Annotated in this window: 13 protein-coding genes and 1 other RNA gene; 8 read left to right on the top strand and 6 right to left on the bottom strand. The window is 64.9% G+C overall.

The annotated features are described in order from the left end of the window. Positions 1-168: 168 nt before the first annotated feature. From ffs to Q7V45_RS00810, 8 genes are all read left to right on the top strand, one after another. An RNA gene (gene ffs / locus Q7V45_RS00775) (signal recognition particle sRNA small type) lies at positions 169-263 on the top strand. A gap of 96 nt (positions 264-359) precedes the next feature. Continuing rightward, positions 360-2,126 carry a DNA polymerase III subunit gamma/tau gene (locus Q7V45_RS00780; protein ID WP_304845387.1) on the top strand — a complete coding sequence of 589 codons (1,767 nt, stop codon included), beginning with the start codon at positions 360-362 and terminating at the stop codon, positions 2,124-2,126. After that, positions 2,126-2,455, top strand: a complete 330-nt coding sequence (locus tag Q7V45_RS00785) for a YbaB/EbfC family nucleoid-associated protein (protein ID WP_296328161.1) — start codon at positions 2,126-2,128, stop codon at positions 2,453-2,455. Before Q7V45_RS00780 ends, Q7V45_RS00785 begins: the two co-directional genes overlap by 1 nt. A gap of 13 nt (positions 2,456-2,468) precedes the next feature. Then, entirely contained in the window at positions 2,469-3,062 is a 594-nt protein-coding gene (gene recR / locus Q7V45_RS00790; protein ID WP_304845396.1) for a recombination mediator RecR, read from the top strand. A gap of 10 nt (positions 3,063-3,072) precedes the next feature. Beyond that, positions 3,073-3,675 (top strand): DUF4126 domain-containing protein, encoded by a 603-nt coding sequence (locus Q7V45_RS00795; RefSeq protein ID WP_304845398.1) that lies wholly within the window; start codon positions 3,073-3,075, stop codon positions 3,673-3,675. Positions 3,676-3,730: 55 nt separating this feature from the next. Then, on the top strand, positions 3,731-4,492 hold the full coding sequence (locus Q7V45_RS00800; protein ID WP_304845401.1) for an arginyltransferase: 762 nt from the start codon (positions 3,731-3,733) through the stop codon (positions 4,490-4,492). Between the two features lie 155 nt (positions 4,493-4,647). Then, the gene (locus Q7V45_RS00805) at positions 4,648-5,193 is read left to right on the top strand and encodes a TRAP transporter small permease subunit (RefSeq protein WP_304845404.1); all 546 of its coding nucleotides are present in this window, start codon (positions 4,648-4,650) and stop codon (positions 5,191-5,193) included. Further along, complete coding sequence (locus Q7V45_RS00810; RefSeq protein WP_304845407.1) at positions 5,190-6,779, top strand: TRAP transporter large permease subunit; 1,590 nt, start codon at positions 5,190-5,192, stop codon at positions 6,777-6,779. The genes Q7V45_RS00805 and Q7V45_RS00810 overlap by 4 nt, the downstream gene beginning before the upstream one ends. 59 nt (positions 6,780-6,838) lie before the next feature. On the opposite strand, the gene Q7V45_RS00815 is transcribed toward Q7V45_RS00810, so the two are convergent. The 6 genes from Q7V45_RS00815 to recO all read right to left on the bottom strand — a co-directional run bounded on the left by Q7V45_RS00815 (position 6,839) and on the right by recO (position 14,436). Beyond that, positions 6,839-7,942 (bottom strand): TRAP transporter substrate-binding protein, encoded by a 1,104-nt coding sequence (locus Q7V45_RS00815; RefSeq protein ID WP_304845409.1) that lies wholly within the window; start codon positions 7,940-7,942, stop codon positions 6,839-6,841. A gap of 193 nt (positions 7,943-8,135) precedes the next feature. Further along, on the bottom strand, positions 8,136-9,242 hold the full coding sequence (locus Q7V45_RS00820) for a TRAP transporter substrate-binding protein (protein ID WP_304845411.1): 1,107 nt from the start codon (positions 9,240-9,242) through the stop codon (positions 8,136-8,138). Between the two features lie 176 nt (positions 9,243-9,418). After that, a complete protein-coding gene (locus Q7V45_RS00825) occupies positions 9,419-10,525 on the bottom strand; it encodes a TRAP transporter substrate-binding protein (RefSeq protein WP_304845414.1) in 1,107 nt (368 codons plus the stop codon). Between the two features lie 91 nt (positions 10,526-10,616). After that, positions 10,617-11,423: an undecaprenyl-diphosphate phosphatase gene (locus Q7V45_RS00830; RefSeq protein ID WP_304845417.1), complete on the bottom strand. Its 807-nt coding sequence runs from the start codon at positions 11,421-11,423 to the stop codon at positions 10,617-10,619. A gap of 2 nt (positions 11,424-11,425) precedes the next feature. Beyond that, a complete protein-coding gene (parC, locus tag Q7V45_RS00835; RefSeq protein WP_304845420.1) occupies positions 11,426-13,666 on the bottom strand; it encodes a DNA topoisomerase IV subunit A in 2,241 nt (746 codons plus the stop codon). Between the two features lie 53 nt (positions 13,667-13,719). Then, positions 13,720-14,436 (bottom strand): DNA repair protein RecO, encoded by a 717-nt coding sequence (gene recO, locus Q7V45_RS00840; protein ID WP_304845423.1) that lies wholly within the window; start codon positions 14,434-14,436, stop codon positions 13,720-13,722.

Genomic DNA, 14,436 nt, shown 5'->3' on the forward strand with positions numbered 1-14,436 from the left:
CGGTAATGGAATGATGGAGCGCCCCACCGATCCAGCGGTCTTGAGCAGGCACGGGAGGTTCTTTTTTATCATTTCATATCAATGCCTTGCGGAACCGTCCGACGGGTGCTCACGCGGATTGCACTCTGGCCTTGCGCCGGGCGCCCGGACTCCTGATATAAGCGCCTTGAGGGGCCGGTGTGGGCGGAGCAGTCGCCAACCCGGTCAGATCCGGAAGGAAGCAGCCGTAACGAATTCGCTTCGGGTCATGCCGGTCTCTCACCCGTTCCCCTGCGCGCGCCGACGCGGAGGGCGGGCGGCCCGGGCGCGATGACCGCCGGGCCTGAAGGGGCCACGGCGCAGAATAGCGGGTGATCGCCATGGCGCAGGCCACCAAGGGCCCGGAAGATCCGGCAACCCCCTATCGCGTCCTCGCCCGCAAATACCGTCCCGTCGATTTCACGACACTGGTCGGCCAGGAGGCGATGGTGCGCACCCTGCGCAACGCCATCGCCACCGGCCGCATCGCGCATGCCTTCATGCTCACCGGCGTGCGCGGCGTCGGCAAGACGACGACCGCCCGCATCATCGCCCGCGCGCTGAACTGCATCGGCCCGGACGGCACCGGCGGCCCCACGGTCGATCCCTGCGGCGTCTGCGACAATTGCAAGGCCATCACCGAGGACCGCCATGTCGACGTGATCGAGATGGACGCGGCCTCCCGCACCGGCATCGACGACGTACGCGAGCTGATCGAGGGCGTGCGCTATCGCCCCGTCTCGGCGCGCTACAAGGTCTACATCATCGACGAAGTGCACATGCTGTCGGAGAAGGCCTTCAACGCCTTGCTGAAGACGCTCGAAGAGCCGCCGCCGCACGTCAAGTTCCTGTTCGCCACCACCGAGATCCGCAAGGTACCGGTGACGGTCCTGTCGCGCTGCCAGCGCTTCGACCTGAAGCGCGTGCCGCAGGAGACGCTGGTCGAGCATTTCGGCAAGATCGCACAGGCCGAAAAGGTCGAGATTTCGCCCGAGGCGCTGGTCCTGTTGGCACGCGCCGCCGATGGATCGGTGCGCGACGGTCTCTCCATGCTCGACCAGGCGATCGCCCATGGTGGCGGCGTGGTCGATGCCGCGCAGGTCCGCGACATGCTGGGTCTGGCCGACCGCAGCCGCGTCCTCGAACTCTTCGAGAAGGTGATGCGCGGCGACGCGCCGGCCATGGTCGCGGCGCTGGGCGAAATGCATGATTCCGGCGCCGATCCCGTGGTCGTGCTGCAGGACCTGCTGGAACTCACGCATTGGGTGACGCGCCTCAAGGTCGCGCCCGAGGCCGCGGCCTCTACAGCCGACACCGAGCGCGCCCAGGGACTGGCCATGGCCGGAAAGCTCTCCATGGCCTCGCTCACGCGGGCCTGGACGCTGCTGCTCAAGGGGCTGCAGGAAACGCTCGCGGCTCCCTCGCCGCTGCGCGCCGCCGAGATGGCGCTGATCCGACTCTGCTACGTCGCCGACCTCCCCTCGCCCGCCGACGCCATCAAGTCGCTGCAAAATGGCGGCGGCGTCCCGGCCGCTGGCCCATCCGCTCCGCCAGCGCCACGAGGCAACGGTGGTGGCGGCGCAGTAGCGCGCCTGGCGACCCAGCCGGCCACGGCCGTTGCCGCCCAGGCGGCGCCAGCGATGCCGGCGCCGCGTAACTTCACCGAGGTCGTGGCGCTGTTCGAGACGCGCCGCGAGGCCCGGCTGGTCCACAGCCTGATGCATCATGTGCACGAGGTGCGTTGCGAGCCGGGCCTGATCGAATTCCGGCCGGAGCCCAAGGCACCGGCCGATCTGGCGCCACGCCTCAGCGAACTCCTGAGCCAATGGACCGGCCGCCGCTGGATCGCCTCGGTTTCCAGCGCCGAAGGCAGGCCGACGCTCATCCAGCAGAAGGCCACCAAGGCTGACGACCTGCGCAGCTCCGCCGAGAACAACGAGCTGGTGCTGGCCATATTGAAGACATTCCCCGGTGCCAAGCTGGACACGGTGCGGCGCAAGGGCGAGCAGACCTCCCTGGTCTCCGGCCTCGGCGATTTCTCCGCCGAAGAGCCGCCCCCCGCCGAGGAATACCCGGCCGACGACGATATCCCGGAAAGCGAGTACTGATGTTCGACAAGCTCAAGGACCTTGGCGGCCTGATGCAGCAGGCCCAGCAGATGCAGCAGAAGATGCAGGAGCTGCAGGCGGCGCTCGAGCGCCTGGAAATCGTGGGCTCGTCGGGCGCCGGCCTGGTGAAGGTCACGGTCAATGGCAAGAACGAGACCCGCAGGATCGAGATCGACGCCTCGCTCTTCAAGCCCGAGGACAAGGGCGTGGTCGAGGACCTGATCGTGGCGGCCGCCAACGACGCCCGCGCCAAGGTCGAGCAGACCGTGCAGGAGCAGATGCGCGACATCACCGGCGGACTGCCGCTGCCGCCGGGCTTCAAGCTCTAGGGACGTACCGCCGATGAACGGCCCGGAGATCGAGCGGCTGATCCACCTCCTCGGCCGCCTGCCGGGGCTGGGGCCGCGCTCGGCGCGGCGCGTGGCGCTGCATCTCCTGAAGAAGCGCGAGACGCTGATGCAGCCGCTGGGCGCCGCACTGGCCGACGCGGCGCGAGCCATCCGGACCTGCAGTATCTGCGGCAACCTCGACACGATCGACCCCTGCTCGATCTGTGCCGATCCCCGCCGCGATGCCGGCCTGATCTGCGTCGTCGAGGATGTCGGCGACCTGTGGGCGATGGAGCGCGGCCGCATCTTCTCCGGCCGCTATCATGTGCTGGGCGGCTCGCTGTCGGCGCTCGACGGGATCGGCCCCGAGGAACTCAACATCGGCAGCCTGGTGACGCGGGTCGCCGCAGGCGGCATCCGCGAGGTGATCATGGCGACCAATGCGACCGTCGACGGACAGACCACGGCGCATTACCTCGCCGAGCGGCTGGCCGAGCACGACGTGCCGCTGACCCGGCTGGCGCACGGCGTGCCGGTGGGCGGCGAACTCGACTGGCTCGACGATGGGACGCTCGCCACCGCCTTCAAGGCGCGGCGCGCCCTCTAGCCTCTCCCGCATGAGCGCCGAAACCCTCACCGCCATCGCCGTTGCCCTGGCGGCCGGCTGGGCCAGCGGATTGAACGCTTATGCCGCCGTGCTGGTCCTCGGCCTCGCACAACGCCTTGGCCTGGTCACCCTGTCCCAAGACCTGCAGGTCCTCGGATCGCCCTGGGTGCTGGGCGTGGCGGCGATCCTGTTCGCGCTCAATTTCCTGGCCGACAAGATCCCCTACATCGACAGCATCAACGACGTGCTCCAGACCTTCGTGCGCATTCCTGCCGGCGTGCTGCTGGCGTATGGCGCCGCCGGAGGGCTCAGTCCCGAGATCTCGATCATCGCCGGCCTGCTGGGCGGAACGCTCGCGGCCGGAACCCTCATCGCCAAGACCGGCTCGCGTGCGCTCATCAACAGCTCGCCGGAACCGTTCAGCAACGTCCTTGCCTCCCTCGGCGAAGACGTCACGGTGTTCGGGGGCCTGGCGCTGGCGATCGCCCACCCGATCACTTTTCTGTGCCTGCTGGCATTGTTCGTGGTCGTCCTTATATGGCTGTTGCCGAGGCTGATACGATTGGCCTTGGTGCCGTTTCGCCGGCTCGCCCGGGGCCGCCAGGGGCCCTGACCTAGGGCTGTCATCGACCTTTGGCGGAAGAACTGGCGCTTTCCTTCGCACGCCCGTGGCGTACACTCGTAACCGCAAGCACATGTTCATCCGCCAGAACATCCAGTCCCTCAGGTTTTTCCGCACGACGCCGGCGATGCGTTGCCCATACTTGCCGCATCGCCTGGAGACCAAGCTCGTCACGGAGCTGAGCGGACCCGACGCGATTTCGCAGCACGACACCCTGACAGACGCCGGCTTCCGACGCTCGCACCACTTCGTCTACAAGCCGCTGTGCGACGGTTGCAAAGCCTGCGTGCCGGTGCGTATCCGGGTGCGGGACTTCGAGCCCAGCCGGGCGCAGCGTCGCATCCAGCGCCGCAACGAACATGTCCAGGCGATCGAAACGCAGGCCCTGGCGACCGGCGAGCAGTTCTCACTGTTCTCGCGCTACGTCCTGACGCGCCATCGCGATGGCGACATGGCCGACATGGACTTCGACGACTATCGCGCCATGGTCGAGGAAAGCCCGGTCGATACGGCGATCATCGAGTTCCGGGACGATTCGGCCGATGGCCGTCTGGTGGGGGCGTGCCTCGTGGACTGGCTGTCGAACGGCGTGTCGGCCGTCTACAGCTTCTTCGACCCTCAGGATCCGCGACGCGGCCTCGGCACACACATGATCCTGTGGCTGGCCAATGCCGCCGCCAGGCGGGGCTTGCCCTATGTCTATCTCGGCTACTGGATCGCCGATTCGAACAAGATGGCCTACAAGCGCTCGTTTCGTCCGCTGGAATTCTTCGGTCCCGATGGATGGACGGAGTTGCCTGCGAGATAGGCACTTTCCAGACGTTGGAGCGCCTTGACGCACCTCGTCTGCAATTCAGTCCCCTGCAAGCTCTGGCATCGCTCAGCGGACCAAGCTAATAAAGCCGGTCCGTCAGCGAGCGCGGATGAGCGGTCAAAGAAGAACTCGCAATCAAGGGAGACGGGATGCGCTCATTGCTGGCATTCAGCGCGCTTATCGACGCGCTAAACGAGAAGATTGGTGGTGTCTGTAACTGGCTTGTCCTGCTGGCCTGCGTGGTCAGCGCCGGCAACGCCATGGTGCGCTACGCCTACGACACCAGCTCGAACGCCTGGCTCGAGATCCAGTGGTACATGTTCGCCGTCATCGTGATGTTCGGCGCAGCCTACACGATGAAGCGCAACGAGCATGTCCGGGTCGACATCCTGTACATGAACATGAGCCGCCGCGGGCAGCTTTGGATCGACATCCTGGGCACGCTGGTCTTCCTCCTGCCGACCTGCACCATCCTGGCCTGGCTGAGCTGGCCGTTCTTCATGCAGTCGTTCAACGTCTACGAGCACTCCTCGAATGCGGGCGGCCTGCTGCGCTGGCCGATCAAGCTGGTGCTTCCCGTGGGCTTCGCGCTGGTCGCGCTGCAGGGCCTTTCCGAACTCATCAAGCGTGTGGCCTTCCTCAACGGATATGCCGTGGATAGCCTCGAAGCTCACTACGAGAGGCCCACGCAATGATTCCTCTGGAGTACATGCCGCCGCTGATGTTCGGCGGCCTCGTCGTCTTCATGATCATCGGCTACCCGGTCGCCTTCTCGCTCTGCGCGGTCGGCTTCTTCTTCGGGTTCCTGTCGATCGAGATGGGCTATTTCACGATGGCCTTCATGCAGGCCATCCCTGGCCGCGTGTTCGGCAGCATCCTGTCGAACGAGCTGCTGCTCGCCATCCCGTTCTTCACCTTCATGGGCGCCATCCTGGAGAAGTGCGGACTGGCGGAGGACATGCTCGAATCGATGGGCCAGCTGTTCGGTCCCATCAGGGGTGGACTGGGCTATTCGACGATCATCGTGGGCTTCATCCTCGGCGCCATCACCGGCACCGTGGCCGCCCAGGTCATCGCAATGGCCATGATCACCCTGCCGGTGATGATGCGATACAAGTACGACATGCGTTACGCGACCGGCGTGCTGGCCGCGTCGGGTACGATCACGCAGCTCGTGCCGCCCTCGCTCGTTCTCATCGTCCTGGCGGACCAGCTCGGCAAGTCCGTGGGTGACATGTATCTCGGCGCCTGGGGCCCGTCCCTGCTGCAGATCGCCCTGTTTGCCGCCTACACCTTCTACCTGACGCTCGTGAAGCCTGCGGCCCTGCCGCCGGTGCCGCGGACGCTGTTCGGCAAGGCGCTCCTGGTCAAGTGCGCCTGGGGCATCATCCCCGCCGCCGTGCTCATCTTCCTCGTGCTGGGCACCATCATGATGGGCCTGGCAACCCCGACCGAGGCGGGCGCCATGGGCACGATCGGCGCGATCGTCCTGGCGGTGGTGCGAAACACACCACTGACCAAGTTCGACCGCATCATGTTCCTCGCCGGCTGCGCCGCCGCCATCATCGGCGCCCTGATCGGGATCGTTGCCTTCAAGTCGTTCGCCTTCAAGGTCGCCTTCACGGTCATGTTCGCCGCGGTCATCTGGCTGTGCTGGCGGGCCTGGCAGCACCAGGAGCTGAGGGACCTGATCGTGCAGGCCCTCCAGGCGACGATGCGCATCACGGCCATGGTCGCCTTCATCCTGGTCGGCGCCACCTGCTTCTCGATCGCCTTTGCCGGCGTCGACGGCGGTCACTGGGTCGAGAAGCTTCTGACCGGCCTCCCGGGCGGCGTCTGGGGCTTCCTCATCGTCGTGAACCTGTTCGTCTTCTTCCTGGCCTTCTTCCTCGACTTCTTCGAGATCGCCTTCATCATCATTCCGATGCTGGCGCCGGTCGCGCAGAAGCTCCTGGCGCCGGTCGTGGGAGCCGATGCCGCCCTCATCTGGTTCGGCGTCATGCTCTGCGTGAACATGCAGACCTCGTTCATGCACCCGCCCTTCGGCTTCGCGCTGTTCTACCTGCGCAGCGTGGCGCCGAAGGAAGTGAAAAGTTCGGACATCTACTGGGGCTCAATTCCCTGGGTGATCCTGCAGCTCTTCATGGTGGCGATCGTGATCGCAGTACCCCAATCGGTGACCTACTTCCTCGACAAGCCGCACGGTATCGATCCCACCACGATCAAGATCGAACTCGAGGCGCCGCCTACCGAGGACTCGCCTCCACCCGTCTTCAAGTAGATCGAAGGCACAAAAAAAGCCCCGCCAACCGGCGGGGCTTTTCTCTTGAGGCGCTTCGCTCAGCGGCCTTGTGCCGACATCGCGAAGTTGAAGTTGTCGAAGGTGTTCTCGGCCACGCGGAACCACAGATTCTCGTCGGCGCGGAAGGACTTCAAGTTGTCGTAGATCTTCTTGAACTTCGGATCCTTCGCCGCGAGTTCATCGTAGTACTTGTACGCCTCGAGGAAGCACGGCTCGAGCACGGCACGCGGGAAGGGCCGCAGTTCCGTACCGGCCGCCACCAGACGACGCAGCGCGGGCGGATTGCCGGCATCGTACTTGGGCACCATCCAGGACGTGACGCGACCTGCAGCGGTCTCGACCATGGCCTGGTAGGGCTTCGGCAGTTTCGCCCACGCATCGTTGTTGATGTAGAGCGAGCCGACCGACGCGCCTTCCCACCAGCCGGGATAGTAGTAGTACTTGGCAACCTTGTTGAAGCCGAGCTTCTCGTCGTCGTAGGGGCCGACCCATTCGCAGGCGTCGATCGTGCCCTTCTCGAGCGCCGGATAGATGTCGCCGCCGGCGATCTGCTGCGGCACCACGCCGAGGCGCGTGAGGATCAGGCCGGCAAAGCCGCCGACGCGGAACTTCAGGCCCTTCATGTCGTCCATCGACTTGATTTCCTTGCGGAACCAGCCGCCCATCTGGCAGCCCGTGCCGCCGAAGGTGAAGGAGCGGAAGTTGTACTCCTTGTAGAACTCGTTGACCAACTCGTGGCCGCCACCGAACTCCAGCCACGCACAGTACTGGCGCTGGTTCATCGAGAACGGCAGCCCCGTCTCGAACACGAAGTTCGGATGCTTGCCGAAATAGTAGTAGGCGGCGGTCTGGCCGGCCTCGACTGTTCCGTTCTGCACCGCATCGGCAACCTGCAGGCCGGGAACGATTTCGCCCGCGGCGAAGGGTCGGATCTGGAACTTGCCGTCCGACATCTCGCCGATGATCTTGGCGAACAGTTCGGAGCCGCCGTAGAGCGTGTCGAGCGACTTGGGGAAGCTGGAAGTCAGGCGCCACTTCACTTCCGGCATGCTCTGGGCAATGGCCGGCGCGGCAATCGTGGTCGCCGCCGCAACCCCCGCAGCGCCAACACCCGCGGTCCTGATGAATTTCCTACGTTGCATGGTTCTCTTTCCTCCCGTGGTTGCCTTCATGGCCCCCTTCAACACCGCAACACTGGCATGCGAAATTGACTTTGAAAAGCGCCCGGCTGCCGGAAAATCCTTAAATATATGCAATGTTTCGGCGTGAATTGGTTCCTCCCGACAACAGAAAGCCCCGCCGAAGCGGGGCTTTCGACCGGCCGGGCCGGAGGTCTCAGAGTTTGTTGGCTGCCGACTGGCGCGCCATGAAGTTGTCGAACGTATTCTCGGCAACACGGAACCAGAGAACCTCCTCGTTCCGGAAGGGCTTCCAGGAATCGTAGACCTTCTTGAACTTCGGGTTCTTGGCGATGGTCTCGGCATAGAGTTCGTTCGCGGCTCCGAAACACGCCTCCATCACCGACTGCGGGAACGGCAGGAACTTCGTTCCGGCGGCGACCAGCTCACGCAGCGCACGCGGGTTCTGCGCATCGTACTTGGCGACCGACCAGCTGACCGTGTCGCCCGACGCCGCGGCGATCGCTTCCTTGTACATTGGCGGCAGGGACTCGAATGCCTTCTCGCCGCAATAGAGTGACAGGGCCGCGCAGCCTTCCCACCAGCCGGGATAGTAGTAATAGGGTGCGACCTTGTTGAAGCCGAGCTTCTGGTCGTCGTACGGACCGACCCATTCGGCCGCATCGATCGTACCCTTCTCCAGCGCCGGGTAGATGTCGCCGCCGGCAATCTGCTGCGGCACCACGCCGAGCTTCGCCATCACCTGGCCGGCAAAGCCGCCGATGCGCATCTTCACGCCCTTCATGTCCTCGGGCGTCTTGATCTCCTTGCGCCACCATCCGCCCATCTGGGCGCCGGTATGGCTCATCAGGAAGGAGACCAGCTTGTACTCCTTGTAGAACTCCCGCATCAGCTCGAGGCCGCCGCCGAAATAGACCCAGGCGTTGTGCTGGCGCGTATTGAGGCCGAACGGCAGCGCCGTGTCGAAGGCGAAGGTCGGATCCTTGCCGACATAATAGTAGGACGCGGTATGGCCGCACTCGACGGTCTCGTTCTGGACGGCGTCGACGACCTGCAGGCCCGGGACGATTTCACCGGCAGCGAAGACGCGGATCTGGAACTTGTTGTCGGTCAGCGCCGCGACGCGCTTGGCGAAGAACTCGCCGGCGCCGTAGATCGTGTCGAGCGACTTGGGGAAGCTGGACGCCATGCGCCACTTCACCTCGGGCATCGACTGGGCGACCGCCGGGGCGGCCAGGACGCCCGCGGTGGCGACCGTCGCACCGCCGACACCGGCCGTGCGCAGGAACTTGCGACGTTGCATCTGATTATCTCCCTAGGTCTCTTCCTTACTGAACGCGCGCCTTCTGACACGCGAACCAAGCCTTCTTGTCCCGCCTTATCGCATGGCGCAACGGCGATGAAAAGCAGGTGCCGATAGCAGGCAGACAAAGAAAACCCCGCCGAAGCGGGGTTTTCCGGGTTCCCAGGCGCCGAAACCTAGAGCTTGTTGGCCGCCGACTGGCGCGCCATGAAATTGTCCATCGTGTTCTCGGCGACGCGGAACCACAGGACCTCTTCCGCGCGGAAGGGCTTCCACGATTCGAAGACCTTCTTCCACTTCGGGTTCTTCTCGTTGAGCTGGGCGAACAGGTCGTTGGTCGCGTTGTAGCAGGCCTCAAGGACCTGCGGCGTGAACGGCAGCAGCTTGGTGCCGGCGCCGACCAGTTCGCGGACCGCCTTCGGGTTCTGGGCGTCGTACCTGGAGAGCATCGAGGTGTGCGCCTTGGCGGCAGCCGCCTCGATAATGGCCTGGTACGACTTCGGCAGCTCCGACCACTTGGCCAGGTTCACGTAGGCCGAGAGCTGCGGGCCGGCTTCCCACCAGCCGGGATAGTAGTAATACGGAGCGACCTTGTTGAACCCGAGCTTCTGGTCGTCATAGGGACCGACCCACTCCGCCGCGTCGATCGTGCCCTTCTCGAGTGCCGGGTAGATGTCGCCGCCGGCGATCTGCTGCGGCACCACGCCGAGCTTGGTGAGAACCTCGCCGGCAAAGCCGCTGACGCGAAACTTCAAACCCTTGAGGTCGTCGACGGTCTTGATCTCTTTGCGGAACCAGCCGCCCATCTGGGCGCCGGTGTTGCCGCAGGGGATCGAGTGGATGTTGTAGTCCTTGAAGAACTCGTTCATCAGCTGGCGGCCGTTGCCCCAGTTCCACCAGGCATCCTGCTGCCGCGCGTTCAGGCCGAACGGCACGGCGCAATCGAGCGCGAAGGTCAGGTCCTTGCCGACATAGTAGTACGAAGCCGTGTGGCCCATCTCGACCGTGCCGTTCTGGACGGCGTCGGCGACCTGCAGGCCGGGAACGATTTCTCCGCCGGCGAACAGGCGAATCTGGAATTTGCCGTCGGTTGCGTCGGAGACGTACTTCGTGAAGAGCTCGCCCGAACCGAAAATCGTGTCGAGCGACTTCGGGAAGCTCGACGCCATGCGCCACTTCAGCTCCGGCGCGGACTGCGCGATGGCCGGCGCGGCCAAGGTGCCGGTGGCGGCGGCGGCGGCGGTCCCGATGCCGGCCGTGCGAATGAATTTGCGACGTTGCATGAAACCTGTACTCCTACTCGTGTTTCAGGACGACGCGCATGCCACCTGATTTGCGCGGCTTATGACATGCGCGCTGCACCGGATGAAAGGCTCAACGCATGAGCAATAAGGTGAGCGCCAATGCGCCCACTGCAATCCGATACCAGGCAAAAACGGTGAAGCCGTGGCGGCTGATGAATCGTACGAATGCGCGGACCACCAGCATCGCCGAAACGAAGGCGGCGACGAAGCCCACCGCGATCACACCGCCATGCTCCCAGCTCAGCGCCGACCAGTTCTTGTAGAGGTCGTAGACGGTCGCCCCAAGCATGGTGGGCATCGCGAGAAAGAACGAGAACTCGGCTGCCGTTGCACGGTCGACGCGGAAAATCCGCGCACCCATGATGGTGGCGCCCGAGCGCGATACGCCGGGGATCATCGCCACGCACTGGCAGAGACCGATGTAGAGCGCGGTCTTGAGGTCGATTTCGTCGAGGGTCTTGATGCGAGGCCTCTGCGCGAAACGCTCGATCAGCAGGATGGCGATGCCTCCCACGATCAGGGCGATGGCGACCACCCACGGACTGAACAACACCGACTTGATGTACTTATGAGCCGCGACGCCCACGATGACGGCCGGCAGGAAAGCCACCAGAATGGCCACTGCAAATCGTGTGGCCTGCTTGTCCCGCTCCAGGACACCCATCGCCGTCGTCCAGATCTTCGCGCGATAGAGCAGGCAGACGGCAAGGATCGCGCCGAGCTGGATGACGATCTCGAACACCTTGCCCGGCGGCCCTTGGAAGTCGAGCAGTTCCTGGGCGAGAATGATGTGCCCGGTCGACGAGACGGGCAGGAACTCGGTGAGACCTTCGACAACGCCGATCAGCAGCGCCTTCCAGATCAGCGTCAGGTCCATGCTCAATCCTTGAAGCGTTTGGCTCGCGGCCAGCCCTTCTCCGGCATGCGCCCGGCCTGCGCACGCTCGCCCCGCCAGAACTTCAGCTCCGCCGCAGGAATGGTTCGGTTACCCCAAGGCAACCCATCAGAAAGGACGAAAGCCTGTGCATCCGACAGCCGGTCGCCCTTCGACTTCTGCAGCAGCACGCCGCGTCCGCGGCCCATCTCCGGCACTTCATCGAGCGGGAAGATCAGCAGCTTGCGGCCTTCGCTCAGCACGGCGACGGAATTTGCACCTTCGGGCACGACGGCAAAGGCCTGCGCCCTCTCCTTGTCGGCGAGGCCGAGGACGCCCTTGCCGTTCCTGGTCTGCGCCACCACCTCGTCTTCCGGTACGACGAAGCCGCGTCCGGCATCGGACGCCACGAGGAACTTGCGGCCGCCCTTGAAGACTTCGAGTTGAACGATGTCCTGGTCGTTGCCCAGTTCGATCATCAGCCGGATCGGCTCTCCGTGGCCCCGCGCGCTCGGCAGCCGATCGCAGCCCACGGTGTAGAAGCGGCCGTTGGTGCCGAAGAGCAGGATCTTGTCGGTCGACTGGGCGTGGATGGCGAAGCGTGCCGTATCACCTTCCTTGTACTTGAGCTCGCCGGCGGCCTTGTCGTCGAGGTGGCCCTTGGCGGCGCGGATCCAGCCCTTCTCGGACAGGATCACCGTCACCGGCTCGCGCTCGACGAAATCCTCGATCGCATGCTCGATCTCGGCCGGCGCGTCGGCCAGCTCGGTGCGGCGGCGGCCGAGCTCGGTCTTGCCGCCGAACTTCTTCTTGGTTTCACGCACCTCGTCGGCGATAGCGTTCCACTGGAGGCCATCGTCCTTGAGCAGGGCCTTGAGATCCTTGCGCTCGGCGCTGAGCTTTTTGTGCTCCCCGCGGATCTCGAACTCCTCGAGCCGGCGCAGGGCGCGCAGGCGCATGTTCAGGATGGCCTCGGCCTGCAGGTCGGTGAGCCCGAAAGCCTTGATCATCTTGGGCTTGGGCTCGTCCTCCTCGCGGATGATCTTGATCAGCTTGTCGAGGTTCAGATAGGCGATCAGGTAGCCTTCGAGAATCTCCAGGCGCCGTTCGATCGCGGCCAGCCGGAAGGTCGAACGGCGCACCAGCACCTCGCGCCGGTGATCGAGGAAGGCCTGCAGCGCCTCGCGCAGGTCCATGACGCGCGGCGTGTTGTCCTTGTCGAGGACATTGAGGTTCAGCGGGAAGCGCGTTTCGAGATCGCTGAGCTTGAAAAGCTGCTCCATCAGGAGCTCGGCCGGCACGTTGCCGGTCTTCGGTTCAAGCACGATGCGGACGTCGTCAGCCGACTCGTCGCGTACGTCCTCGAGGATCGGCAGCTTCTTGGCGTTGATGATCTCGGCGATCCGCTCGATCAGCTTTCCCTTCTGGACCTGATAGGGGATCTGCGTGACGACGATGCGGTACTGGCCGCGCGGCAGCTGCTCGACTTCCCATCGGGCGCGCAGGCGGAAAGCGCCGCGGCCGGTCCGGTAGGCCTCGACGATCGATTCGCGCGGCTCGACCAGGATGCCGCCGGTCGGGAAGTCCGGCCCCTTGACCAGATCGACCAATGTCTCGATGCGCGAGTTGGGTGTCTTGATGAGATGCAGCAGCGCGTCGCAGAGCTCGCCCACATTGTGCGGCGGGATCGAGGTCGCCATGCCGACGGCGATGCCGGCAGCCCCATTGGCCAGAAGGTTCGGAAAGCCGCCCGGCAGGACGATCGGCTCCTCGGTCGAGCCGTCGTAGTTGGGCCGGAAGTCGACGGCGTTCTCGTCGATGCCGCCCAGCAGCGCCTCGGCCACTTCGGTGAGGCGCGCTTCGGTGTAACGCATGGCGGCGGGGTTATCGCCGTCGATGTTGCCGAAGTTGCCCTGCCCCTCGATCAGCGGGTAGCGCGCGGCGAATTCCTGGGCGAGGCGCACCAGTGCGTCGTAGATCGACTGGTCGCCGTGCGGGTGGTACTGGCCGATCACGTCGCCGACGACGCGGGCGCTCTTCTTGAAGGCGCTGTTCGGATCGAGCCGCAGCTGGCGCATGGCGTACATCAGCCGGCGATGCACCGGCTTCAGCCCGTCGCGCACATCCGGCAGCGACCGCGACATGATGGTCGACAGCGCATACGACAGATAGCGCTCGCGGAGCGCGTCTCCGAATTGCACCGGCTTCACTTCGGCCAGTTGGACGACGTTGTTGCGCTTTGCCATGGACCAGCGTGACGAGGGGAAGGACCGCAGTTCCAGCCGCGGCCGTGATTATTTTAGCGTTGGAGCGATTCCATAAATCTCGACCGTGCGGGAGGCAAGGGCTTGTTGTGCGGCCAAAAAACGTGCCGTTCGAGGAAAAAGCCCGTCAGATCGAGGCCCTGGCGCAGCTCGGCCTCGTCCGACGGCAGCCCGCCGGTGGATAGAAAGCCCGGAAGGGGCAGCAGCTTCTCCTTGTAGGGCCCGGCGGCCGCACGCGAGACCGCGCGACCCGTCCGCGGCGAGACATAGGCCAGGTCCTCGGTCGATCCGGTGGCCGCGCAGTTCTCCAGATCCAGCCCGAATCCCAGCTCCTGCAGCAGCCCCAGTTCGAGCCGGACGTAGATCGTGGGCCAGCCAGGATGTCCAAGCGAGCCCAGGAACGCCCGGAACCCATCGAACATTGCGGGATGCGGTTCGCGCTCCGGCAGGGCGGCGTCGATGACGGCACAGGCCGCCGCGAGCCCCGCCAACTCGCGGGCGTCGTCCATGGCGCGTGCTGCATGCGGCTCCCGCAGTTCGCCAGAATAGTTGCCGAGCTGCTCGGGCAGGCGCCCCCGCCAGCCAACCTCGACCAGGTTGCCGGACTGCCAGATCGGACGGGCGCGTCGCGAGACGCCGCCCGGCACGAAGCCGGCGTGGCGGCCGTGTTCGCGCGTCAGCAACGAGACGACGAGGCCCGTCTCGCCGTGAGACCGCGCTGTCAACACGATGCCTTCGTCGGTCCAATCCAT

It is taken from the genome of Reyranella sp., from assembly GCF_030651995.1.
GTDB lineage: Bacteria > Pseudomonadota > Alphaproteobacteria > Reyranellales > Reyranellaceae > Reyranella.